Here is a 23256-nt window from a genome sequence, read left to right on the forward strand (position 1 = left end):
TCGGTGCACAGATATAGATCCTATTGGCGGCTTTTTGTCAAGTACAATTTATACCAAATTAGATGAGCTTACCCTGTAAAAAATATCTAGAAAATTTGTGGAAAAACGGCGCAATTTAGGGTATTATATAGTCACAATTTAGACACCAGATTGGCCGGAAATTGCTGATGAAAACCTGCTAAGATTTGGATTGGGTGATCGAGCTCATATCGAGAAGTTAGCTCGCACCGCGCCACGGAAAAAAAGACTAAAAAAGATCGTCGGCGCCAGTTAACCATCCTGGTCTCGCGCCCGCCACAGCAGCAGCTTTCCCCGCCTCACCTCAACCGGGCTGCTGCCTCCCGAAAGCCCTAAGCCTCATAACTCCCCAAAAGTTTTCGCCACAGGAGTTTCACCGTCTCCAAGCTCACAGGTATAGCAACGGCCTATAGGGTAAGGACGTTCTTAATTGATGAAAGCATTTTTTTTGGTGTCGAATGCCAAAAGCATTTCTAGAGGCTGCTGCTCCGGCTCCCTTGTGCACGAGAGAGCCGAATGCTATAAAATCTTAAACAGCAGCGGAGTGCGGAAATTGCGATCGAACGCCAAGCAACAACCGAACTCGATCGAGTCCAAACCTTTGATAACCTATAATTTGAATGAGATGCCGCAGGCACTTCTGCTCCTGGCATTATACTAATGCGCCATCCTGCGGCTAATTTGGGATTTATTCTTTCTAACAACTAACAACTAACAAATAACAACTAATAAAGAGGGGATTGCTTAATGGCTGCAACAGATTTTAAAGACTATTACGCTATTTTGGGACTCAACAAAACTGCCAGTTCTGACGAAATTAAAAAAACTTTCCGCAAACTAGCCCGCAAATATCACCCGGACATGAACCCCGGCAACAAAGAAGCCGAAGCTCGTTTTAAAGAAGTAAACGAAGCTTACGAAGTGCTCTCAGACCCTGAAAAACGCAAAAAATACGACCAATACGGTCAATACTGGAAGCAAGCTGCCACAACTCCAGGCGGATGGCCGGGCGGGGGCAGTACGAATGTAGACTTTGGCGGGGTTGACTTCAGCGAGTACGGCAGTTTTGACGAATTTATTAATGCCTTGCTAGGTCGCGCAGGTAGTAGTCCGGGTAATGCACGCAATGCCAAGTGGAATTACAGCAACTACCGCAGCACCAGCGGCGGGCCCACAGGTTTTGGCGGATTTGAAGATTTCGCGGGGTACGAAAACCGCACCGCAGGAAGCTCTCTCGACACCGAGGTCGCAATTTCCCTGACTCTGGGGGAAGCATTTCGGGGAACTTCTAAGCGAGTCGCCACGGGGGAAGTTTCGATTCCAGCAGGAGTTAAAACCGGCAGTAAAATTCGGATAAAAGGCAAAGGTCAAGTTGACCCGTACACGAAGCTACAGGGAGATTTGTACCTAAAATTAGAAGTTTTGCCTCACGCTTTCTTCCAATTTGAGGGAGAGAATTTGGTCTGCGAAGTGCCGATAACTCCCGACGAAGCGGTGTTGGGAGCTTCAATTGAAGTGCCGGCGCCTGAAGGTATGATCACTGTGAAATTTCCAGCGGGGATTCGTTCGGGTCAGTCTTTGCGGTTGCGGGGCAAGGGATGGCCGAAACCCAAGAAAAACGAGCGGACTGATTTGTTGGTCAAAATTGCGATCGTGCCACCGAAAGAAATTAGCAGTGTAGAACGCGAATGCTACGAGAAAATCCAAGCAAATCGTACTTTTAATCCTCGCAGTAATCTCAATCAGATGGTGCTTTGAAAAAGCGTGCATTTTTCGGACGCAAATAAGATTCTTTCTTCACTATTTCATCGGGACACAGCATTGTTGTGTCCCTACTGTATGCAAGCGCGATCTCATTTGAAAAATACCCTGTTAATAAGTCAACTTTTCTTCGCCCGTAATTTGCACTTTCCCACCTTCTCAAGACTCTTCGCTAGCTCTTAGCTGAGTAGGTTGGCTACCTTGTTTGATGTTGATGCTAATTTTTTTAGATCCTTTGTTTTCCAAGTCTCGGATGTAGTCGTTCGAGTTGTCGGAAGCTTCCTGTCTGCTGTCATAGGGCCCAAAGTAATAGGTACGCTTTGGCGAATCTGTATCAACTTCTACCCACCATTCGTCGCGTCTAGTGCTGCTAGCAGGTTGAGCTAGTAGCCAAAAAGCCGTGAAAAACATACCCAACATAGAGATTTCAAACATATTTACCTCTGGGAATACTTAAGTAGTTTTTACTCTTCTCAATTTATCAACGCAACGGGAGCGATCGGCTCGTCCTCAGTGCTGATTTTATCCCGATATTTTTTGGCAGTTAATGCTGGCTAAACTCTGCATTTGGGTGGAGAAGATGCCGACTTTGAAGCCACCACTACAAATACAAAGTCCGTCCGGTAAGGACTAGGACAAGACGATGCTTAATATTATTGTTGAGGCTTCAGTTAATGAAAAATTCAAACAGAACTTACACACTCTTGACGATCAGAAACCGCGTTGCTTAACCCATACCCCTCCCTATAGACTGAGTATTTTCGTCAAAAAACCCGGTTTCTGCCCCCTGGATTATCAAAATTCTTAAGCCGCGATACCCTCTGAAAATTCACTATCGCAAATCGTGAGTTCCGAAGGCTGACAGCGTTTGATGCGGATACTAACCCTTCTAGCTCCCTCGCTTTCCAAGTCTTCGATGTAGCCTGGAATATTGCTGGAAGCTTCTTTGTCGGTGTCGAAGGGGCCAAAATAGTAGGTACAGTGGGGCAAATCGGTGACAATTTCTACCCACCATTTCTCAGACCGGCGGTGGGCCGGCCCGGCAAACACGGACAAGACTGCGACGTAGATACAAAATAAATAAAATCCGAGCATCTTTATTCTTGAGGGTGGTTTAATTTATTATTTAAATCTATCAAAATAATTTGTCCGCTCGAATCAACCTCAGTGCTGATTTTGCCTCGATCGACTTTAGATGCGAAATTTTAGATCTTAGATTTTTCCTCCCATCTAAAATCTAAAGCAAAACCCGCCGGTGCGGGTTGTTTGCTAACTAAAAAATGCTCTTTTTCCAAACTAGATGGCTGGGCAAACCTCAGCCTGCTGAGGTTTAGCGCTTGCCTTTGGGGAACTGTTCGATACCAGCCCAACCGTAGAAAACCAGCTCGTCATTCTGAACTCGGCAGCGGTCTACTCGCAGTTGAGTGCCTTCTAAGGCAAATTTGTCTAAGTCTAGCAAGTTATTTACGTGGGCAATTATAGCTTGACCCAAGTCTACTGCTTGCCCGTCACCGCCGTAAGTAACGCTGACAAATTGGATTTTACGCCGGTCTTCTACTTGCAATTGAGCTGTAATATCTATTTTGACCGGTTCGCTGGCATCGCCTACGGTAATTTCGGACTGAAGCCGAATTGATTTGTCGGTTCCGAAGCTGACTTCAGTGTTTTGAAAGTGCAGAGATTGCTCTTGGTACTTCAGCTTCTGGAGTTTTTCAACTACAAAAGGTGTATTGAATGAGGTGGTTAAATCCGATCGACTTAAGACTACTCGCATATTTGCCTGGGTAGGCTGCCGTAATTTCACTTGACCTGCAAAAATCGCCCCAAAATCTATGGAGAGTGCTTGCAGATAGAGTTCCATCACTTCTATGCGAAGGCCGTTGTACATCAACATACCTTTGCCAACGAAGTCGAAACCGTCGATGCTTCCCTGCAAGAGTTTGGCTACTGGTTCGACTCGGATGTTGGCCTCGGCCTTTTCAGAACGCTTGAATAAGGCTGCGATCGCAGCTCCTGCTACTTTACTAACAAGGCGATCGCCACTTTGACCTTGAAAGGATGTACCGCTAAACAAAGCTGCTACCATTTATTCGTTTGCTCATCTACAGTCGCCATTATAACCCTATATTAAGAAATGTAAAAATCGCTTGTGCTTATTCACATCATAAGCAGATCTTGTTTTTTGTCTGTCTTCAAAACAACATTGTTGAAATTTAAAGGCTCAGGGGGGTGCCTTGGAGACAGGCGCGATCGAGCAAAGCTCCATCCCAAAGGGTTTGTTCCATCATGGCGCAAAGCAAATTAGCCCCCGTCAGGTTAGCGCCGCGCAGTACGGCTCCATTCAGGATCGCTTCTTCCAAGTCAGCTCCCGATAAATCAGCGCCGGATAAATTGGCATGGCTCAAATCGGCACCAAGCAAAATTGCCCTAGCCAAAGCAGCGCCCCGCAAATCGGCGCCCCGCAAATCGACACCGCTCAAATCCAAATTGCCGATGGATGCCCCCGTCAAAAAAGCACCCCCAAAACTTGCGTCGCGGACTAAAGCGTTAGCGAAAGAAGCTCCCCGCAAATCGGCATTCCGAAAATCTGCCCCTCGCAGGTTGGCGCCGCTCAAGTCAGCGCCGCGGAGGTTGGCTCGCAATACTGCCCGCTGCAAGTTAGCGCCGACGAGATTAGCTCCACTCAAGTTGGCTTGAGACAAGTTAGCACCGGCGAGATCGGCTCCCGCTAAGTCTTTGCCGGCTAAATCAGTGCCGGCCAACATCAGAATTTTGCCTTTGCGTATGGCTTCGAGGTCATTAGTCATTAGTCAGTTGTGAGTTGTTGGTTGTCAGTTGTTGGTTAACAGTCAACAGTCAACAGTCAACAGTCAACAGTCAACAGTCAACAATCCAGTTATTTTATAATGCCGGAGCGGCCGAGGTCGTTCGATCGCCCTCCTCCAACCACACGTTAGGCAGTTGGCTTGGGCGAGTTGGTAACTCCATCAAACCCATTTCTGCCAGCCTGACGACGTTGCCCAGAGTTTCCACCAAAGCCGGATCGAAGCGAGTGCCCGACAGTTCGCGGCACTCTTCCAAAGCTTCGCTCAAACTCAAAGCGGGACGATCGCCACGCGGTTGAGTCAATTCTTGAAAATCAGCGACCAACCCCAAAATCCGCGAAGCAACGGGTATGGTTTCGGCTCGCAAACCCTCTGGCCTGCCGCTGCCGTCCCAATATTCGAGTTGGTGCTTGACAATTTCCGCCACAGGTGCTATCTCCGGCATTGCTTGCAGTAGTTGGGAACCGATGAAACTGCGATCGCGCCAAAATGATAAAGTTGCTGGGTCAAAAGCATCGGGAGTGCGATCGAACACCTCATTCGGGGCCGAAACTAAGCCGACTCGAAACACCAATCCAGCCAGCCGCAGCCTCCGCAACTGCAAAGCCGGCAAATCCAGCAGTTGACCCAAAGTTTCCGACAAAGCCGCCACCTGCAAAGACGCTGTAGGATTTGAGGTATCGCGTTCGTCCACGCGCTGGGCCATGCGTAGAAAAGCTTGAAGTTTGTTAGCGTTCAAATTGCGGCTGACGCGCAATGCTTGACCTTCCAATTCCCACAACTCGCGGGTTTGGCGGTTAATTGCTACCATTTGCTGCTGAGAACTTTGCAGGTAAGTGACTATCCGCGATACCACGCCACTAATGTCTGCCAAGGGCGGGCCTTTGGTTGCCAGGATTTCGTGGTGCATTTCCAGCAAAGTGTCTGCCAGAGGAGAGTTGTAATGTCGCGTCTGTTCTATAAAAATTTCTGCAGCAGCCGACACCAAAGACTGGTCAAACGACCACAAACCGTAGAACTTTCGTTCTGTATCTACTTCGGGCTTGCCCTCGGGCAAGTATTCTTGGTCTGAAAGTTCGCGACAAAGCACCATTGCTTTGTATGTCGGGGCGAGGATGATTAAATTCCATTCTTCGATTATGGGGTCATTCTCATCGAGATTTATTAAAGATACATTTTCTAATTGCCCGGTTTTGTGGGTAGCAAAACCGCTGTCGGCTACTGCACCGATGACAACGCGCCGAGAGGCATTAGCAATATCTAGGTAGCGATCGGCTTCCTGTAAATACCATTTACCCTGCTGAAACGTTACCAAAACTAAGGGTTGGAGTTCGTTCTTTTCCCCGCCACTGGTTTGCAAAATGTGGTCTTCTAGGGCGTGACATAGGGCTACTAGGGTGTTTTTGAAGTAAACCCCGTAGCTAGAAGGCAGTTTTCCGTCGGGAAGTGTAGCTTGTAGTCTGGCGAGAGTTGATTCTGGATTCATTGCAAATGGCGGTGCCGGCTCTTAACTTAATTGTAGCGGGCGATCGAACTTCTCGAAAAGACTTTTGGCAAAAATCCGAGTTTTTGATTTTTCACCGCTTCGCCACCGAGTCAATCGATTTTAGATTTTAGATTTTAGATTAAAGAATTGAAGCATTGACTTGCGCGAGATCAATTCGGGGGCTCCTTTATCGGATACAGGTTTTTTATTTCTGGACGGATGAATCACGTGGCGGGTATCCTGGATGCTTGATTGTCAATGTAGAGTGCGCCGAAGAGTACCTGATTAATTTTAGCAATTTGCTGGAAACCCTCTGTCTTTGGCTAAGTTTTTTTCAGACGAGAAACCTGCCGAGAGGAAGACGCATACTTTATTAAGTATTAACTACTATTTTTAAACAATATTATTAGGAATTCTGAGCGTGCTTCAACAAAATAGAAGTTTAGGGGAACAGGCGATCGACAAAGTGGCAGAGATTGCTATTGCTAGCAAATTAGACGAATCCGAAACTTTGTCTGTCACAGTCAACACCGATCCGATCCAGCTAGCCCAGGGTTCAGTAGAGGCCGTTGCCGTTGAGGGCACAGGGTTGGTAATGCAACAAGATTTGCGCGTGGAAGATTTGCAAATTCACATAAAGGATATTGCTGTCAATCCCCTCACCGCTATGTTTGGCAAAATTGAACTGAACGGGCCTGCCTTCGGTGCGGCGCGCGCTGTTTTAACAGAAAGCGATATCAACCGCGCTTTTAATTCCGAATACATCAGCAGGAAACTGAAAAACTTAAAAGTTACTGTTGACGGACAACAGCAGACAATAGACGTTAAAACTATTGAGTGCCAATTGCTAGCCGAAAAAATCGCTTTAAATGCTGAGGTATTGGTGCAGGAAACTGCCTCAACTGAAAAAATTTATTTTACATCAAAACCTCAGATCGCAGCGGGCGGTTGGGCAATTTCTCTTCAGGATGTCGAGTATCCCGAAAACAAGGAATTTTCGCCGGACTTAACTGAAGCTTTGGCGGACAAAGCTGGTGAAGTTTTAAACTTGCGAAATTTTGAACTTGAGGGAATGTCCCTGCGAATTCAGCAGCTAAATGTGGAAGCTGGTTTGCTGACTTTGCAAGCTGAAGCGAAAGTCGAAAAATTCCCTAATTAAGAGCTTGTAGGGTGTGTCAGAAACAAAAAAGCTCTTCAATTCGAGCAACTATTGGAACTGGCGCACCCTACCATTATGCTTTGCTTGGGCAAAATCTCCGCAGTTTATGAAATCCCTCTAAAGTTATAAAAAAGTCGATAGCAACCCGCAGCAAAATATCACCGCCGTTAGAGGCACGCATGGGGAGTTTACTTTTACTCTTGACAAGTAGTAGTAAAAAATCTGGAAATTTTTGTGAACACTGTAACTGCTTTTTTTAAAAGACTGCGTATCGGTCAATTTTTGACTCAATTTTTGACTGTATTTATGGCAGGTGTGCTGCTGTTTACCAGCACCGCTTGTAATCCCGGCGATGTTCGAGGTGCTCGGCCAGAGAATCCTCCCGTTCAAATGGGAGGAATGAATAACCCTCACAAGGCCGGTGGAGATGGATACACGAATTATCAAATGTCTACTGACCCTAAAGTCAATCAATCGCCTGCTAAAGCAGAAAAGAATCGGGCTGATTTGTCGATTGTAGCAGATCGTCTCCTGGCCTCGACTACCGCTGAATCTAATTCCTCAAAGCTGCTTTATCCGGGTTCTGCACCGATGGAAACTGACAAGTTCGACCTCGAACTCGGCGGAGATAAAACTCTGTTAGAAGCCCCAGACGGACAGCCGGCTAAGGCTCAACCCGTATTCGATCGCAGCGATCCCGATGCCAATATTTTAGAGAGAGTAGGCGCCGCTGTTAAGGATGCTTCTGCTTTCCTGAAAGATAGCGCTGAAGATGCCAAGGAAAGCTCGGTTACAAAACTCAATCCGCTGCAAAAATAAGCAAGCAGAACTGGCGCGGTATAGCCGATTATTTGTAGGGGCTTTTTCATAATTGCCCCTACAGAATTCCATACAAGACTTACGCAGAACTTCTATTCTATATCTGTCTTGGACGCAGAATTTGTATGGTGCTTATGGCGCAGCTTACCCTATATTAATCCTCTAAAATTACTTTTTTCGTAAGTCCTGTATATGTAGGGTGCTTATGGCGCACCTTACGTTATATGTATCGTGTAAAACTACTTATAGCGGTTCTCAAAAAAGTGAGGTATGCCCTATGCCCACGGAGGCCACGGAGGCCTATGCCCATGAGTACCTCATGTTTCGCTCGAAAGGCTATACTTTTTTCGTAAGCCCTGTATATTTAGGATGCTTATGGCGCACCTTACCGATTTTTTAGATTTTAGATTGGGGATTTGAAATTTATAGGACTTGCGCCAAAAATGAAAAGGTGAACCATTGAAATTGCCGATCTCCGGCTAGCAATGACAACTGGCAATGACCGAGTTTTCTCATTAATGCACAAGTCCTGCTTTTATTCCTCTAAAGAAACTTTGTTTTATTTACCTTTGGAGTCAGAAACATCAGCAATCAAATCGTCTTTATCAACTTTCGGTACAAAATCCGGGCGTTCTTTGGATTCCCAACCGGGGGGACGCTTGGAGTTATACCAAGCGATCGAGCCGATCGTAACTGCGGCAATAAAGCCAGCGACAAGAACTGCTATTGGGGTCGTCAAGCTGACATCAGTCATGATAGTTAAATCCTTATCTACTCTACTTTTACATTATCTTAAGTGTTAATGCCGTCTGGTTGATATATCGGAAGACAGAAAAATTGACATAATTGCCGTCATAATGTTTAGAGCGTGAAAATAGGAGAGCAGATTTTATGCCGTTGGGGACAATAGCATGGCTGTTGGCTGCTAGTTTCAGTCTGGGTGCTTTACCGCTAACGAGATGGGCGGTGCGAGTGTTTAGCCGCCGAGATTTGAGGGCGCTGGGCACGGGGAATGTGGGTGTGTCTGCTGCTTTCATTCACGGGGGGAAATCAGCGGGAATTGCTGCGGTGTTGGCGGAAATTGCCAGAGGTATTGTGCCGGTTTTGGCGGGGCGATTTTACTTCCCGGATGCACCTGCGATCACGATCGCCCTGTTAATTCCTCTAGTTGCCGGCAGATATGCGATCGCCCGAGGTGGAGGCGTGACCAACGCTGTTTGGGGTCTTTTGGTATTTTCGCCCCCGGTGGCTGTATCATCGGGCATTTGGGGGCTGCTGGTGTGGGGTTTGGCACAGCGGTGGTGGGGTGAGGGCGATCGGGCGAGACTCTTTGCTTCCCGTTGCGGATGTCTGTGCACGCCAATTTGGGTTTGGGTGTGGCGACAATCAATGCCAGAATTTTTAGCAGCAGCAGGATTAGCTTTGTTGTTAGCAGCAATTAATTTTAGTCAGGGTGATGATATGGCTTTATCTAAATCAGAGCAATTGTTTTCTCTTGATGACTCGTTAGATGCTGCAATCTGCGGCGATAAAGCGGCTAAATTGTCTCAACTAAAACGCGCAGGTTTTAACGTACCTGCTGGTTTTATATTGCCATCGAAGGAAGAAGGAAGAGGGAAGAAGGAAGAGGGAAGAGGGAAGAGGGGAGAAGGAAGAAGGAATGAGGAAAATGCCGATCGACTGTTAATCAGTAATTCTGTAATCCAAAATCTAAAATCCAAAATCCAAAATCGCATAATTGTGCGTTCTTCTGCTGCGGGAGAAGACGGCGCTCTTAGTTCAGCGGCTGGACAATATCAAACTCTTGGCCCTGTTTTCAGTGAAGCAGAATTACTCGATGCAATTAATCGCTGCCGCCAGTCTTATTGGACTTCCGAAGCCGTTGCTTATCGCCGACAGCGACAATTGCCTGACACCCAAATGGCTGTATTAATTCAGCCTTATATTGACAGCGAATTGGCGGGAGTCATGTTCAGCCGCAATCCTTTAGATGGTGGTTCCCAGGTAATTATAGAAGCTTTACCGGGAGGAGCAGAATCTGTTGTCGGCGGACAATGTACTCCGGTACATTTAGAAATTGATTTTAGTCAACCTGAATCATTAGAAAAAAAATTAACTGAAGTTCAAAGTAATTCAATTATTGCTCAATCTATTTTAGCAGAATTGGTGAAACAAGCCCAAGCAATTGAAGCATTTTTTCACGGAATTCCGCAGGATATTGAGTGGAGTTGGGACGGGGAAAAAGTTTGGATTTTGCAAAGCCGCCCAATTACTAATTTGCAGCCTTTTTGGACGCGCACTATTGCAGCAGAAGTGATTCCAGGTGCAATTCGTCCCCTAACTTGGTCGATTAATCGGCCGCTGACTTGCGGGGTTTGGGGAGAGATTTTTAAGGTGGTTTTGGGCGATCGCGCGATCGGCTTAAACTTTAATGAAACGGCAACTTTGCTGGGTTCTCACGCCTATTTTAATGCGACTTTGTTGGGCGAAATCTTTCGGATGATGGGATTGCCGGAGCAGGGTTTGGAATTTTTGCTGAGAGGGCAAAAAATGGGCAAGCCGCCTTTGGGGAAGATTTTGCCGAATTTGCCTGGTTTGTGGCGTCTGGTGCAGCGAGAGAGGGCGCTCAATGCAGAATTTAAGGGCGATCGTAGTTCTATTTTCCTCCCGGCACTGCAAAGTCTGGAGAAGGAAGGCACGACACAGATTTTGACACGGATACACGGATTAATTATGGAGGATGAGTCAAAAGGAATATTAATGCCCAATGCCCAATTCCCAATGCCCAATTCCCAATGCCCAATTCCCAATGCCCAATGCCCCATGCCCGATTATCAATATTTAACGGAATTGTTGGAGAGAGCGGAGCAAATTCAGGAGTGGCTGAAACCGATTACTTACTACAATATATTAGGGCCGATCGGGCTGGCTATTCGCAAGGCAATTTTTCGCGTTAATGATGACTGGCTGGCTAATGACAGCGCTCCTGAAATTGCTTCGGTGCGAGCTTTACAGCAGTTGGCTCAGAAATTGCGGCAAGCTGCTGTTTCGCAGCCTGACGAAACTGTTTCAGTCGCACATTTAGCACAGACATTTGCGGAAACTCCGGCTTTACAAGCAGATTTTGAAAAGTGGCTTGATATTTACGGATATTTGAGCGAGGTGGGAACGGATATTGCTGTTCCTACTTGGCGAGAACAACCAGAAATTTATCAAAAGTTGCTAATAAATATGGCTCAAAAAGCCGAAACTAATTTAGTTGAAAAGCGTGAAATAGGATTGACTTTTTCGCAGAAGTGGCGATTAGATAAATGTCAAGAAAGAGCGCTTGTCAAAAACGAAATTAGCGAAATTTACGCGCGGTTGTTGGCTCACCTGCGCTGGACTTTTTTGGAGATTGAAGCTTGCGGCTTGGCAATGCAGGTGTTTCAGGAAAGCGGGGATATTTTTTATCTGGAATTTGGGGAAATTCAGCAGTGGATTCGTAGCGGTGCAAGTGTTTCGTTTAAGGATACAATTAGCCAAAGGCGCGATCGCCTGGTAGCCGATCGCGATCGCCCGATTCCCCCTGTTGTCTACGGCAATTTGCTGCCAAATTCTCAGACAAGGGCGATCGACTCCGCAACATCAGAAACTAATATCATCCAGGGAATTCCAGCAAGTATTGGCCGTGTCGAAGGCTTTGTCAAGATTTGCCGCACCGCGAGCACAGATTTAGGAGAAAATGCGATCGCAGTAGTTCCTTACACCGATGCAGGTTGGGCACCGCTGCTATTAGGAGCAACAGCAATTATCGCCGAAGTTGGCGGCCAACTATCTCACGGAGCAATTATCGCCCGCGAGTACAAAATTCCCGCAGTTATGAATATTTCTGAAGCGACAACTCGCTTGCGAGACGGTCAAAAAGTCCGAGTAGATGGCTATCTCGGCACTGTAGAACTGCTGGAATAATTAGGAACAGGCAAGATGCCTGTTCCACAAAGAGTTGATTTCTTGTGGAACAGGCATCTTGCCTGTTCCTAAAAAGATTATTGAAAATGGTGCAACATCTCAGCAATCTTGTAAACCCGCCCCAACTTTCCTAGGCTGTTAAGAAATTCTGGACAACATAATTCCCCACATTTCTACCCACACTTAAACCATTTACGTTAGCACTCATGAAATGAATGCCTCCGTAAATGCGACTCATGCCCGATTCGTCGGCCGCTTCGCTGAAGTTTTCAAAGGTTCGCAAAGTGTTGACACTCCTGTCTCCCCGATCGGCAAAGCCGTAATCCGAACCAAATACAGAACTCATAACAGGATCTGCCGCAGCGCTAAAGGTACTGTGGCCCGACGTGTACTCAGGGAACGGTGGAGTAGTTAGCAGCGGAGTCCACAGGGGGTCGGCTGTCGTTTCGGGATTGTTGTCTGTGTCAGCTTGGCGGATAGCTGTCACCGGCCGCCATAAATTGTACTGGTACTTGGCATCCCAGCAACTAATAGCTGCATCGGCGAGAGCAATATTCAGCAGGGCGAACAAGCGGGCGCTATCTTCTAAGGATTGACCAGTGAGATTCGCTGTTTCTTCGGCGATTTGGTTCCAGTGACCCGGAGGGGTAAACGTCCCAGCGCCGTTGGCCCAGAATTTGGCGATCACAGTTTGGTCTGGGGTGCGCGTAAGACTGTCACTTTTGCCGATTTCTTGGACGTAGTTAACTTCCTCTGCGTACTGGTCGCTGTCAAGGGCGGGCGGGGCGACCGGGCGGAACTGAGAACCGCTAGTCATGGCAAAGGGAGTAACTTCTGCCCACTGTGGTGCCAGCGCGGCGGCAAGGGCGGGGGGAGTCGGCACCCAACTGCCAAGGTTGGTTGAGGGGGTGTACTGCACTACTTTTGTGATGCCGTCTGTACTCCGCGAACTGATAATTTGGTCAGCAACTTGCTGTCCGAGGGCAATCCCGTCTTCTTTAGCTTTGCCATCGGTAATTTTAGCTAAAGACGATGCGTATACTTCGTTGAATGTGGCTGCTTGCGCTGGGTAGACGCTGACTAAGACGCGATGGGCGGCTGCGGCGGTGGCAGCTTCTGCTGATGTGCCTGCTGGTGCATCTATGTTGACTTGGTAAGGGCTGTATTTTTTGCTGATCGAGTTAACAGCATCGTAAATGGCTGCGTGAACCATTGCCATGTTGCGGGAGGCGAGGGGAGGCGCGGTGTTGCCTGTCCGCACTGCATTCAGCATGACTCCGTTCCACTCAATGACAGGGTTTCCCGATAGCTGATTTGTGAATTGGTCGCGGTTGATTGTGTTGCTGTTGACTCCCGGCAATACTACTAAATACTCGCCCGTTAGTTTGTCTTGAATTACGGTGCTGTTGCTGTTGGCGCCGGTGCCTTGCTGGATGTTTAAATCTTCAAAGCTGAGGCCGTCTAGCAATCGAATTTTGTCATTGCCGTTGCCGAAGTCGGCGATGTAGTCGGCTGTTGCTACAGTTGGGCCACCGCTGCCCTTAGCAATGGCAAATATATCATCGCCTGTGCCGCCGCTCACGGTATCGCTACCTGCGCCTGCATAGATGAGATCGTTGCCGGAATCGCCACCAATTAGGTCGCTGCCTTTGCCTCCCCAGAGGATGTCGTCGTCTGCACCAGCAACAATCGTATCGTTACCTTGGTCGCCGCAGATTTTGTCTTTGCCGACATCGCCTTCGAGATAGTCGTCTCCGCTGTTGGCATAAATTATGTCGTTGCCATCCAAAGCGTTAAATCTGTCTGGTTGGGTGGTTCCTTCGAGATAGTCAAATTGAGGACTAGGGGTCAGGGATGCCATGTTGATTTATTGGATATTTTGATTAAATCGCAAAGGTTTCGTAAACTCTGTAGATGCTTAAGTCTGTTTACCCCAGATTTAATATTATTAAACTTTGTGGTTCGTAAGCAAACGCCACAATAAAGGTTTATTAAATCTTTAACATTTAATGGGTTTTTGATGAACTTTTGCGCTGTAAATGTAAGTCAAAATACTCTTTAAAAAAGTTCCTCAAACAGTCCCACTTTGTTAAATCTTTACAAAAAAACAGTTTTTTTAAATTTTTATATAACCCCTATTCCCATATCATAAATGAGCGGATTGTGTAACGGACTAAGTATATATTTATTAAGCACTCCTCAAAGCTGCGATCGGGTCGAGTTTGGCGGCTTGGCGGGCGGGGACAACGCCGAAGAAGAGGCCTACTGCACCGGATACACTGACAGCCAGGGCGATCGCCACGGGTGATATTCCAGCTTGCAAGGGCGTCAAATTACCTACAAGCAAGATACCGCCGACACCGACGCAAGTACCGACTATCCCTCCGGCAGCGGATAAAATCACAGCTTCGACAATAAATTGAAACAAGATATCTTGTTGAGATGCGCCGATCGCCTTTCTGAGCCCAATTTCCTGAGTCCGTTCGCTAACGGACACAAGCATAATGTTCATAATCCCAATGCCACCGACTAATAGGGAAATGCTGGCAACAGCAGTTAACATCAGAGTCAAAGCGCCGGAAATTGCCCCCATTCTTGCCATTAAATCTTTCTGATTTCTGACAGTAAAATCATCTTCGGTAGTAATTTTGTGCCGCAATCTCAGCAGGTTTTCTACCTGAAATTGCGCCGCCTCCATTTGCGATTCATCTTTAATCGAAATAAATATCGACGTGACAGCCAAACCGTAGGGAGATTTGCGCCCGACTATGCGATTGGCCATTGTGGTGATCGGCACAGCGGCGGAATTATCAAAATTCGTACCAAAAGATGTGCCTTTGGGCGCCAATACTCCAATTACTTTGACGCTGACATTTTGGATACGCACCTGTTCGCCCAAGGGATTTGTATTGCCAAAAAGTTTTTCTGCCAATTCTGAACCGAGAACCACAACTTGGTTACTTTGCTTAACATCAAGTTCGGTCAAAAACCGCCCTTTTGCCATTTCAAAGCTTCTGACTTCTAGAAATTCGGGAATTGTGCCGAAAATTAGAGACGAAACATTTTTGTTGCTGTAGCGAACTATTTCGGAACTGTTAAGTTCTGCTGAGACGCCTTGAACGGATGGGACTTGAGTTGCGATCGCCTTTGCGTCTGGCAATACGAGAGTTTGAGGCGCACTTGAGATGGTACTTCGCCTAGCGTTCGGTACTCCAGGCCTCACGATTAATACGTTTGTACCCAGCGATTGCACTTGTCCTGCTACAAATTTTTGAGCTCCTTCTCCCACTCCAATCATGGCAATTACTGAGGCGTTACCGACAATCATGCCAATCATTGTTAAACTGCTGCGAGTTTTGTTGGCTAGTAGCGTTTGACCGGCCATTTTGACGCTTTCAATAAAATTCATACTTAGTTATGAGTTATTAGTTATTAGTTAGTAATTATGGGTTATAGGAATCCTAAATGAGTCGTAAATTTTTTACCCCACCCCAACCCTCCCCTTACTAAGGGGAGGGAGTAAGAAATGGACAAATGATTTAGGATTGCTATAGGAGTTATTAGTTATTTTTATAACAGTCAACCGTGAACAGTCAACCGTGAACAGTCAACAGTCAACAGTCAACCGTGAACAGTCAACAAACTAATTAAGCACTTCTCAATGCCACAATCGGGTCTAATTTAGCAGCTTGTTTTGCGGGTACAATGCCGAAAAATAAGCCGATACTGCCGGAAACACCGACTGCAAGTGCGATCGCCATTGGGGAAACACTAGCTTGCAGAGGAGTAAAAGCAGCGACTAAAAGCACGCCGCCGATACCGAATCCAGTGCCGATCGCCCCGCCTGCCGCTGACAAAATCACAGACTCTATCATAAACTGAATCAGGATATCTTGCTGAGAAGCTCCGATCGCCTTTCTCAATCCAATTTCCTTAGTGCGTTCGGTAACAGAAACCAGCATGATATTCATAATCCCGATGCCGCCCACAAACAGCGAAATTGCCGCCACGAAAGCCAACATCAACGTCAAAGCACCAGTAATACTGCCCAAAGTATTCATCAAATCTTTCTGGTTGCGAACAGTAAAATCATCTTCTTTAGTAATTTTATGACGCAATCTGAGCAGATTTTCTATTTGAAATTGGGCTGCTTGCATCATACTTTCATCTTTGATAGCAACCGAAATAAATGTTACTTTTGTACCGTATGGAGACGAGCGACCAACAATTCGGTTTGCCATTGTTGTCAGCGGCAAATAAACATTCATATCTTGATTGTCGCCAAAACTTGAGCCTTTCGCCTGCATGACACCAATCACTTGAAAAGTCGAATTTTTGATACGAATATATTGACCAAGTGGCGGTGTATTACCAAACAATTGTTCGGCTGCTTCCGATCCTAAAGCAACCACATTTTCTTGTCTTTCTAAATCTAATTTGTTTAAAAATCGACCTTGGGCAACATCAAAGCTTCTGACTGTCAGAAACTCTGGCGTAGTTCCAACAATAGAAGATGAGACATTTTTGTTGCGGTAGGTAACGAGTTGACTGTCATTGAGAGTTGGTGCGACTTCTTGGACAGAAGCAACTTGAGATGCGATCGCCTCTGCATCTTCCACTACTAAAGTCTGGGGCGGAATCACCGGGCGGCTTTGTGCTTCAGGACTTCCGGGAATAATAAATAGCAAGTTTGAACCCAGAGAATTAACCTGTCCCTCGATAAATGTTTGAGCTCCTTCCCCGATACCGATCATCGAAATGACAGAAGCATTGCCTATGATAATTCCTAACATCGTCAACGTGCTGCGAAGCTTGTTTGCCATCAAAGTTGTGACAGCCATTTTGACGCTTTCAACAATATCCATAGTTCGATTTTAGATTTTGGATTTTAGATTTTCGATTAGGGAATTGGGGTTATTGGTGTCAACTTAATATTTAAACCCATAATAAATCTCGCCTGTAGTCGAGTCTCGATCCCCCTAAATCCCCCTTAATAAGGGGAGTAGGGGTTGACTTTGAATAGTCTTGTCCCCCCCTTATTAAGAGCGACTTTGACTGCTCTTGTCCCCCCCTTCTTAAGGGGGGTTAGGGGGGATCTCCGGGGAAAGAAAACACCCTAGAGCGATCGAGATAAATAATGCCCCATGCCCTAGGCCCCATGCCCTAGGCCCTATGTCCTATTTCTGATTCTTGATAATATCCTCCAGCTTTTTACCTTGAGGAAGTTCGGTAAAAACGCGATCGCCCACTTTTGCACCCTCTAAAATCTGAATCTTGTTGCCAATAGTCGAGCCAACGGTAACAGGTTTAAACTTAGGCTGTTGTTTCTCATCGGGAACTAGCACACCCGTTTGACCTTTATTAGTCACAATTGCCACCGTCGGCACAACTAAAGCATTGCTCAGCTTTTGACCAACAAATCTCAAATCAACATTCATCCCCGATTGCAGCGACTCTTTGCCCGTATCAATGGCAACTCGCACTTGAAATAGCGTTACATCCCGTTCCTTAACAGCTTCCGGTGCAATTAATTTAACGCGACCTTTAAACACTTTATCGGGATAAGCATCAGCCACTATTTCAACTACTTGACCCGGTTTAATTTGACTGATATCAGCCTCCGGGACTTTCGCCAAAACCTCCACATCTCTAGCTAAAGCGACAATCGATGTCGAAGTTGCCGAAGTAGCTTCCGATGCCGAAGTTGCGGGAGTTACAAAAGCTCCTTGGATGGCGTATCTTTGGGTAATAATTCCAGCAAAAGGAGCGCGAACTTTCGTATCTTCTAACTGCACTTCTTGAAAGCGGACTTGAGCTTGAGCTTCGGCTAATTCAGCTTGAGCTTGAGCTATTTCTTCCGGTCGAGAACCGTTTTCTTGTGCGGCCAATTGACTTTTGGCTTCAGCAACTGCTGCTTCGGCTTTGGCGATTTCTTCTGGACGGTTGCCGTTTTCTACTTGCGCTAATTTGCTTTTTGCTTCGGCAACTTCTGCTTCGGCTTGGGCAATTTCTTCCGATCGCGTGCCGTTTTGCAATTGGTTCAATGCTTGCTGCTCGACTTGCACAGCAGCTTGCAGTTGCTGAATTTGGGACTCCCGACTTTCTTGCAGTTGTTGCAGGCGTTTTTGAGATTCTATTAATTTAGCTTGGGCAGTACGATTTTCTTTAATTAATTCATCCAGTTTATCTTTAGCCAGAGCACCTTCTTCCACTAAAGGCCGATTGCGTTCTACCCGTTGAGCTGTTAGTTCGGCTTGGGCTTTACTCGAGTCAATTTGCGTTTGTGCTTGGGCAATTTCTTGTTTGACACTACCAGTTTGAGCGTCTGCTAAACGAGCTTGAGCTTGGGCTAAACGAGCTCGCCCTTGGCTGACTTCTTCAACGCGGCTGCCGGCTCGCAGTCGCTGTAAACCAGCTTGAGTTTGCTGCAAGCGGGCTCTGGCTCCTGCAACTTCTTCAACGCGGCTACCGGCTTGGACTTGCGCGAGACTGGCCTCGGCTTGCTCTAAGCGCGCTCGGGCGCTGGCGATGTCTTCCGATCGATTCCCGGCTTCGATTTTGGCGAGTTTCGCTCGCACGCTGGCTTCGCGGGCCTTGGCTTGAGCTAGTTGAGCTTCTACATCGCGGCTTTCCATGCGGGCCACGATTTGTCCTGCTTCGACTCGATCGCCCTGTTCGACAAATAATTCTGCTATGCGCCCGGAGCCTTTGGGGCTGAGATTCACGCGCTGTACGGGCTGCACCGTGCCACTCGACGTGATCCGCACCGTGAGGTTTTGCGCTTCCACGGGTACTGTCATAGTGGCGATCGCATCTACTTTCGGCTGCGATCGACTTTTTGCTATATATATGGTGGTCGGTACAGCTAGCAACCCGGCTGCAACCAACCCAATCGCCCACCGCTGCGGTTTGCGCGCGGGTTTCTTCGGAGACTGCTTTTGGGGCGTTTTGTTATCTGCAATTTTGGTCTCTGCGGCCTTGGTGTCTACAGTCTGAGTATCTTCCACCTTGACCTGAGCAGTTTCCTTTTTAGGGCTAACGATCATACCGACTCACCTAATTTAATCTCAGGATTACCTTTAAGGTAAAATTTTTGCTGATGCTTGGCATCGTCTTTCAGACTCATCCGATCGGGTGATTTATAAAAAGTTCCCCAACCAGCACCTGTAAACAATTATAGCTAATCTTTGCAAGTTATTAAAAAATGTTAAGTTTTTTCAGCTAAAAGAGCTGGGCGCGAACTTGTTCGAGCGACGGGGCTGGATTTTTTGAAGATTGGGGCGTTCCGGGAGTGCGATCACAGGTAGGACTGAGGGCGATCGACTCAGCAAATACAGCTTAACAAAGTAAAATATTTTCCAAATCCCTTAACAATGGAAAATTAACAAATATGAATCGCCCTCAAAGTGTTACCATTCTGGCAATTTTACAGGCACTTAAGTAGCTGGACAAAAATACACAATGTCATTGCGAGCTCTTCGCGAAGCAATCGCCTAGTCTCTATTTTTCCACGGGCGATCGCTTCTCAATCTCCCATCACCAGCGAAATGCGATCGCTCTTCTCTCATTATCCATGCGATCGCATACAGTGGACGTTGCACCATCGCTTATCTCCCCACACAAAAGCGATCGCATTTCCAATTTCCAAGAGAGCGATCGCACTCCCTACAAAAACACGATCGCATACAGCAGGCGTTTCACCATCGCTCATCTCGCCACACAAAAGCGAATCGCATACAGTGGGCGCTTCACCATTGCTCTTCTCTTCACAAAAAAGCGAATCGCATACAGTGGACGTTTCACCATCGCCCATTCCCTATTGCAACTCTTTCACATATACACGAATGGATTTACTCTCGTCAGGCAAAGGTCTGAAAGCACCTGTTATGAGTATAGGCATCCTATTCGAGGAGGTGGATATACATGTTTCCTTGGGGGTAGCTCTTTTGAACTCTGGCTTGTTCATTCCTGCTGTAATAAATATGTAACCATTTAATTTATCAGTTGTCTGGAAGCAAATCGTGTTCGCTGCCATATTGCTTGGTTCAAAGATAAGCTCTTCATCTTCAGGAACGAGAATCTTATCTACTTTGATGACCATGTCTGCTAAGGTTGTACCAACGACACCAAAAGAAATTCCAACAGTAGTGATTAAAACCACTCCTAGTTTTTTGACAATAGTCATACGACAATACATTTTTTGTTACAATTTACGTTGATTAGTGGTTTTTTATTACCACTACTCTATATCTAGAGACGTTTTCCCGCCCCAATTTGGGAATTTTTCGAGTTACAAGCATTATTTTTTCCCAAAAAATCCCCCCTCAACCTCTAGAAATCTTCCTTCCCTTACCTTTCAGTCGCCCCAAACTCTTCTCAACTTCCCCACGAGCCGGATACAACAACTGCTGACTCAAAGCACTTTCAAAAGCTTGTATCGCCCCCAACTTATCCCTCAACCCCACCAAAGCTCTCCCTAACCAGTAATCAGCCATAGCCGGGTTAAACGCTCTCAATTTCTGACATCCCTCACCAGCCAGTTTCCACCATCGCTGACTCGCCCCGACATCCCCGATTACCCGATAACTCTCCCCCAACCACACCGCAGCCGGTACTAATTGCAGATAAGCCCCTGCTGGTAGCAGCTCCCATCCTTTCTCCAGCGCCTCCACTGCTTCCCGATGTTTAAGCGCCAACGCCAACACCCGCCCATGACGAAACCAAGCATCTGCTAATTGGGGTTGTAGTTTCGTCCCCTGCTCAGAAACACTACACCCCCGTTCAAACTCTTTGAAGTGTTCCACCAACACCCGCCCCGCAGTCGCCCAAACGCTCCAACGTTCAGGAAACCGCCTCAACATCTCCTCGACTACATTCCCCTCGCCTCCCAAGAGAGTGGCTAGGGCGTGTTTTGAAACTTTATTGGCTTCGTTTATATTCGGTGGAGATCCCCCTAAATCCCCCTTAAAAAGGGGGACTTTGATTGAATTCTCCCCCTTTATTAAGGGGGGCTGGGGGGGATCAAAGGGTAAAATTTCACACAATGCCTGATGAATTGCACAATCATCGGGATACAGTTGATAAGCTTTCCCCATCATCTGTCCCGCCTTTTGATATTCTCCCGTGTCGAACAAGCACCGCCCATAGTAATACCAACCATAAGGATGATGGGGGTGTTTGGCGGTAAACTCTGCTAACACCTCCACACCTTGCCGCCAATCCCCCCGGAAAATGTGATAATATGCTAGGTACTGGTGAGCCTCAGCTCCATGAGGAGCCTGTAGCAGTAAAGAGGTAATCATCTTTTTCGTCAGTTTCCCCTCAATACCTGAAACCAATCTCATCTGACAACGTTGCTCGATTAGTCGTTGCAGTACCCGAAAATCATCGGGAACTAGAGCTATCAGCTTGCTCAACTGCCCTCTAGCGGCGATCATATCCCCCACCGCCTGACTCGCATCATGGCTGTAAATCAATCCCACAACATCATCTGGGTGGATTGACAAAACTTGCTCTAAGGCACTTAGCACGCCAAGATGATTTTCTATCTGCTGATGCACCTGTGCCAAAGCCAGCCAGTGAACTATTTTGTCAGGTTCTAAACGAGTTGCTAAGTTAAAGGCAATTATTGCCTTCTGACTTTCATGCCGACAAACTGCCATCAATCCTTTGATATGATGCTGAGTCGCTTCGTTGTCGAAACAAAATAAGGCTTTTTCATATATTTCTACAGCCTCTTTTTCTCGTCGCATTATCTGCAACATTTTCCCCAGTTGCAGCCGCACGCCCACTAATTGAGGTTGTCGCTCAAGCACTTGATGATATTCTGCAACCGCTTGTTGCCAGTCTCCCATATCGTAAAGCAAATTAGCCAGTTCTAATCTTTTTTTCCATCCTTCGGGATATTTCTGGATATACTTACTTAAAGTGATAATTTTCTGCTCTTGTCTAGTTGACTTTTCCTTGAAGGCAAGGTGAACATTCATCTCCAGCCCAGAGGATTCGTATAACTGTACCAATGATGTGGCAAAGTTGATAGACATAGTATGGTGAATTGATAGTGAATTTCTTCGTCCTGGCTTTTTGTTGTAATTAGTGATTCCCAATTAGATTCAGGTTGGGATTTTTCTCCCAAAGGAATTACCAACTTTAAGGATGGCGAGGGGGAATTTCGAGAAGTATCATCTTCCCCGGCGAGATATTTGGTTAAATGCCTTTGTATAATTCGGCGTGCTTTTCTAACGCATTTGCGAACGTTCTCTTCAGAGCATGGAAATAGCTTGGCAATATCTTTATAGGATTTATCTTGACAGTAGTATAAGACAAAAGTATTGCGGAGTCGGGGAGGCAAGGATTTAATTGTATGATGGATATATTCCCGCAACTCTAGGTCTAGAATATTAGAGTCAGGAGTTCCTAGCCTCGAATAAAATACTGGATAATCTTCAAATTTAATATCGTCTATGTTTTCAATTGCTAGTGCTTCTCGTCTACGTTTTCGATGCAAATCCATACAGAAATTATGGATGATTCGAGTTAACCACGCTTTAGGATATTTAATTTTACTTCCATAGTTTTGCCATTCATTCCAGGCTTTAAGCATTCCCTGACTCAGTACCTCTTCGGCATCGATTGGGTTTGAGTTCATCCACTTGAGACAGCAACGGTAAAGATGATCTCGATACGCCTGCCATTCCTGCCAAAACACTGAATTTTTATCTTCAGTCTCATCCCCCAGGATTGATGGAGCAACCGATCGAGAAGATGACCTGATTCTCTGATATCTATGGGTATTACTTTCCATTTATGTGGATCTTAGATATTATAGAATTATTTTCGTTGCTCAGATTATGTCTTATTTACTCAAAATAAACAAGCCCAGCAATGTTAATTATTATTAAAAACTTCAATAACCCCTGACAATCAAAAACGTATTATGGACAAGTGTCTGAACATTATATATAATCCGAAATCTATCCGATCGCACTCCAGTCAATCAATAACTCTTTCATCAACAAAAAGCGATGTCTACGAGGGGCTTCGTCTACACACTCCCATAAAAAAAGGCGATCGCGTTATCCTACCGCACAATACGGCAACCCGATCCCCTTTTATTCAAGTTTTTGAACACTGAAATGGAGCAGCACTAAGTTGGTAATATCCCCAAAGTCAAAGAGATTTCACTCTCACGCATTATGGATTATTTTACCTTTACATTTTTCTGGCTTCATCAAATA

At 46.3% G+C, this 23256-nt stretch carries 18 protein-coding genes; 4 read left to right on the forward strand and 14 right to left on the reverse strand.

Annotated features, from left to right (window positions below):
- Positions 1-765: 765 nt before the first annotated feature.
- Positions 766-1776 (forward strand): J domain-containing protein, encoded by a 1011-nt coding sequence (locus QUB24_RS30110; protein WP_333157252.1) that lies wholly within the window; start codon positions 766-768, stop codon positions 1774-1776.
- Positions 1777-1938: 162 nt separating this feature from the next.
- On the opposite strand, the gene QUB24_RS30115 is transcribed toward QUB24_RS30110, so the two are convergent.
- From QUB24_RS30115 to QUB24_RS30135, 5 genes are all read right to left on the reverse strand, one after another.
- Positions 1939-2214, reverse strand: coding sequence for a DUF1816 domain-containing protein (locus tag QUB24_RS30115; protein WP_333157253.1), 276 nt, complete (start codon positions 2212-2214; stop codon positions 1939-1941).
- Positions 2215-2583: 369 nt separating this feature from the next.
- Positions 2584-2874: a DUF1816 domain-containing protein gene (locus QUB24_RS30120; RefSeq protein WP_333157254.1), complete on the reverse strand. Its 291-nt coding sequence runs from the start codon at positions 2872-2874 to the stop codon at positions 2584-2586.
- 235 nt (positions 2875-3109) lie between these two features.
- A complete protein-coding gene (locus QUB24_RS30125; protein ID WP_333070977.1) occupies positions 3110-3865 on the reverse strand; it encodes a DUF2993 domain-containing protein in 756 nt (251 codons plus the stop codon).
- A 127-nt stretch (positions 3866-3992) separates the two neighbouring features.
- Positions 3993-4586: a pentapeptide repeat-containing protein gene (locus tag QUB24_RS30130; protein WP_333157255.1), complete on the reverse strand. Its 594-nt coding sequence runs from the start codon at positions 4584-4586 to the stop codon at positions 3993-3995.
- 94 nt (positions 4587-4680) lie between these two features.
- Positions 4681-6090, reverse strand: coding sequence for an HD domain-containing phosphohydrolase (locus QUB24_RS30135; RefSeq protein WP_333157256.1), 1410 nt, complete (start codon positions 6088-6090; stop codon positions 4681-4683).
- 421 nt (positions 6091-6511) lie between these two features.
- Here QUB24_RS30135 and QUB24_RS30140 point away from each other — a divergent pair, with 421 nt between their 5' ends.
- On the forward strand, positions 6512-7249 hold the full coding sequence (locus tag QUB24_RS30140; protein ID WP_333157257.1) for a DUF2993 domain-containing protein: 738 nt from the start codon (positions 6512-6514) through the stop codon (positions 7247-7249).
- Between the two features lie 234 nt (positions 7250-7483).
- Entirely contained in the window at positions 7484-8068 is a 585-nt protein-coding gene (locus QUB24_RS30145) for a DUF6658 family protein (RefSeq protein WP_333157258.1), read from the forward strand.
- Between the two features lie 559 nt (positions 8069-8627).
- On the opposite strand, the gene psb35 is transcribed toward QUB24_RS30145, so the two are convergent.
- The gene (psb35, locus tag QUB24_RS30150; RefSeq protein WP_333157259.1) at positions 8628-8822 is read right to left on the reverse strand and encodes a photosystem II assembly protein Psb35; all 195 of its coding nucleotides are present in this window, start codon (positions 8820-8822) and stop codon (positions 8628-8630) included.
- Positions 8823-8959: 137 nt separating this feature from the next.
- On the opposite strand from psb35, the gene QUB24_RS30155 reads away from it, so the two are divergent.
- Positions 8960-12019: a glycerol-3-phosphate acyltransferase gene (locus QUB24_RS30155; RefSeq protein ID WP_333157260.1), complete on the forward strand. Its 3060-nt coding sequence runs from the start codon at positions 8960-8962 to the stop codon at positions 12017-12019.
- A 130-nt stretch (positions 12020-12149) separates the two neighbouring features.
- Here QUB24_RS30155 and QUB24_RS30160 read toward each other — a convergent pair whose 3' ends face one another.
- The 8 genes from QUB24_RS30160 to QUB24_RS30195 all read right to left on the reverse strand — a co-directional run bounded on the left by QUB24_RS30160 (position 12150) and on the right by QUB24_RS30195 (position 22823).
- Positions 12150-13880: a phosphatase PAP2 family protein gene (locus QUB24_RS30160; RefSeq protein WP_333157261.1), complete on the reverse strand. Its 1731-nt coding sequence runs from the start codon at positions 13878-13880 to the stop codon at positions 12150-12152.
- Between the two features lie 327 nt (positions 13881-14207).
- A complete protein-coding gene (locus tag QUB24_RS30165; RefSeq protein WP_333157262.1) occupies positions 14208-15428 on the reverse strand; it encodes an ABC transporter permease in 1221 nt (406 codons plus the stop codon).
- A gap of 238 nt (positions 15429-15666) precedes the next feature.
- Positions 15667-16884, reverse strand: coding sequence for an ABC transporter permease (locus tag QUB24_RS30170; protein ID WP_333157263.1), 1218 nt, complete (start codon positions 16882-16884; stop codon positions 15667-15669).
- A 312-nt stretch (positions 16885-17196) separates the two neighbouring features.
- Positions 17197-19065 carry an efflux RND transporter periplasmic adaptor subunit gene (locus tag QUB24_RS30175; protein WP_333157264.1) on the reverse strand — a complete coding sequence of 623 codons (1869 nt, stop codon included), beginning with the start codon at positions 19063-19065 and terminating at the stop codon, positions 17197-17199.
- A gap of 521 nt (positions 19066-19586) precedes the next feature.
- Positions 19587-19832: a hypothetical protein gene (locus QUB24_RS30180; RefSeq protein WP_333157265.1), complete on the reverse strand. Its 246-nt coding sequence runs from the start codon at positions 19830-19832 to the stop codon at positions 19587-19589.
- Between the two features lie 3 nt (positions 19833-19835).
- The gene (locus QUB24_RS30185; protein WP_333157266.1) at positions 19836-20204 is read right to left on the reverse strand and encodes a hypothetical protein; all 369 of its coding nucleotides are present in this window, start codon (positions 20202-20204) and stop codon (positions 19836-19838) included.
- Positions 20205-20343: 139 nt separating this feature from the next.
- Positions 20344-22062 (reverse strand): tetratricopeptide repeat protein, encoded by a 1719-nt coding sequence (locus QUB24_RS30190; RefSeq protein ID WP_333157267.1) that lies wholly within the window; start codon positions 22060-22062, stop codon positions 20344-20346.
- Complete coding sequence (locus tag QUB24_RS30195; RefSeq protein ID WP_333157268.1) at positions 22002-22823, reverse strand: sigma-70 family RNA polymerase sigma factor; 822 nt, start codon at positions 22821-22823, stop codon at positions 22002-22004. Before QUB24_RS30195 ends, QUB24_RS30190 begins: the two co-directional genes overlap by 61 nt.
- Positions 22824-23256: the final 433 nt, after the last annotated feature.

Source organism: Microcoleus sp. B9-D4, assembly GCF_036705105.1.
Lineage (GTDB): Bacteria > Cyanobacteriota > Cyanobacteriia > Cyanobacteriales > Microcoleaceae > Microcoleus.

What these genes read in the sequence shown, in the direction of transcription:
- QUB24_RS30110 (WP_333157252.1), top strand. Translation starts at nt 766, where the DNA reads ATGGCTGCAACAGATTTTAAAGACTATTACGCTATTTTGGGACTCAAC.
- QUB24_RS30115 (WP_333157253.1), bottom strand. Translation starts at nt 2,214, where the DNA reads ATGTTTGAAATCTCTATGTTGGGTATGTTTTTCACGGCTTTTTGGCTA.
- QUB24_RS30120 (WP_333157254.1), bottom strand. Translation starts at nt 2,874, where the DNA reads ATGCTCGGATTTTATTTATTTTGTATCTACGTCGCAGTCTTGTCCGTG.
- QUB24_RS30125 (WP_333070977.1), bottom strand. Translation starts at nt 3,865, where the DNA reads ATGGTAGCAGCTTTGTTTAGCGGTACATCCTTTCAAGGTCAAAGTGGC.
- QUB24_RS30130 (WP_333157255.1), bottom strand. Translation starts at nt 4,586, where the DNA reads ATGACTAATGACCTCGAAGCCATACGCAAAGGCAAAATTCTGATGTTG.
- QUB24_RS30135 (WP_333157256.1), bottom strand. Translation starts at nt 6,090, where the DNA reads ATGAATCCAGAATCAACTCTCGCCAGACTACAAGCTACACTTCCCGAC.
- psb35 (WP_333157259.1), bottom strand. Translation starts at nt 8,822, where the DNA reads ATGACTGATGTCAGCTTGACGACCCCAATAGCAGTTCTTGTCGCTGGC.
- QUB24_RS30155 (WP_333157260.1), top strand. Translation starts at nt 8,960, where the DNA reads ATGCCGTTGGGGACAATAGCATGGCTGTTGGCTGCTAGTTTCAGTCTG.
- QUB24_RS30160 (WP_333157261.1), bottom strand. Translation starts at nt 13,880, where the DNA reads ATGGCATCCCTGACCCCTAGTCCTCAATTTGACTATCTCGAAGGAACC.
- QUB24_RS30165 (WP_333157262.1), bottom strand. Translation starts at nt 15,428, where the DNA reads ATGAATTTTATTGAAAGCGTCAAAATGGCCGGTCAAACGCTACTAGCC.
- QUB24_RS30170 (WP_333157263.1), bottom strand. Translation starts at nt 16,884, where the DNA reads ATGGATATTGTTGAAAGCGTCAAAATGGCTGTCACAACTTTGATGGCA.
- QUB24_RS30175 (WP_333157264.1), bottom strand. Translation starts at nt 19,065, where the DNA reads ATGATCGTTAGCCCTAAAAAGGAAACTGCTCAGGTCAAGGTGGAAGAT.
- QUB24_RS30180 (WP_333157265.1), bottom strand. Translation starts at nt 19,832, where the DNA reads ATGGGCGATGGTGAAACGTCCACTGTATGCGATTCGCTTTTTTGTGAA.
- QUB24_RS30185 (WP_333157266.1), bottom strand. Translation starts at nt 20,204, where the DNA reads ATGACTATTGTCAAAAAACTAGGAGTGGTTTTAATCACTACTGTTGGA.
- QUB24_RS30190 (WP_333157267.1), bottom strand. Translation starts at nt 22,062, where the DNA reads ATGTCTATCAACTTTGCCACATCATTGGTACAGTTATACGAATCCTCT.
- QUB24_RS30195 (WP_333157268.1), bottom strand. Translation starts at nt 22,823, where the DNA reads ATGGAAAGTAATACCCATAGATATCAGAGAATCAGGTCATCTTCTCGA.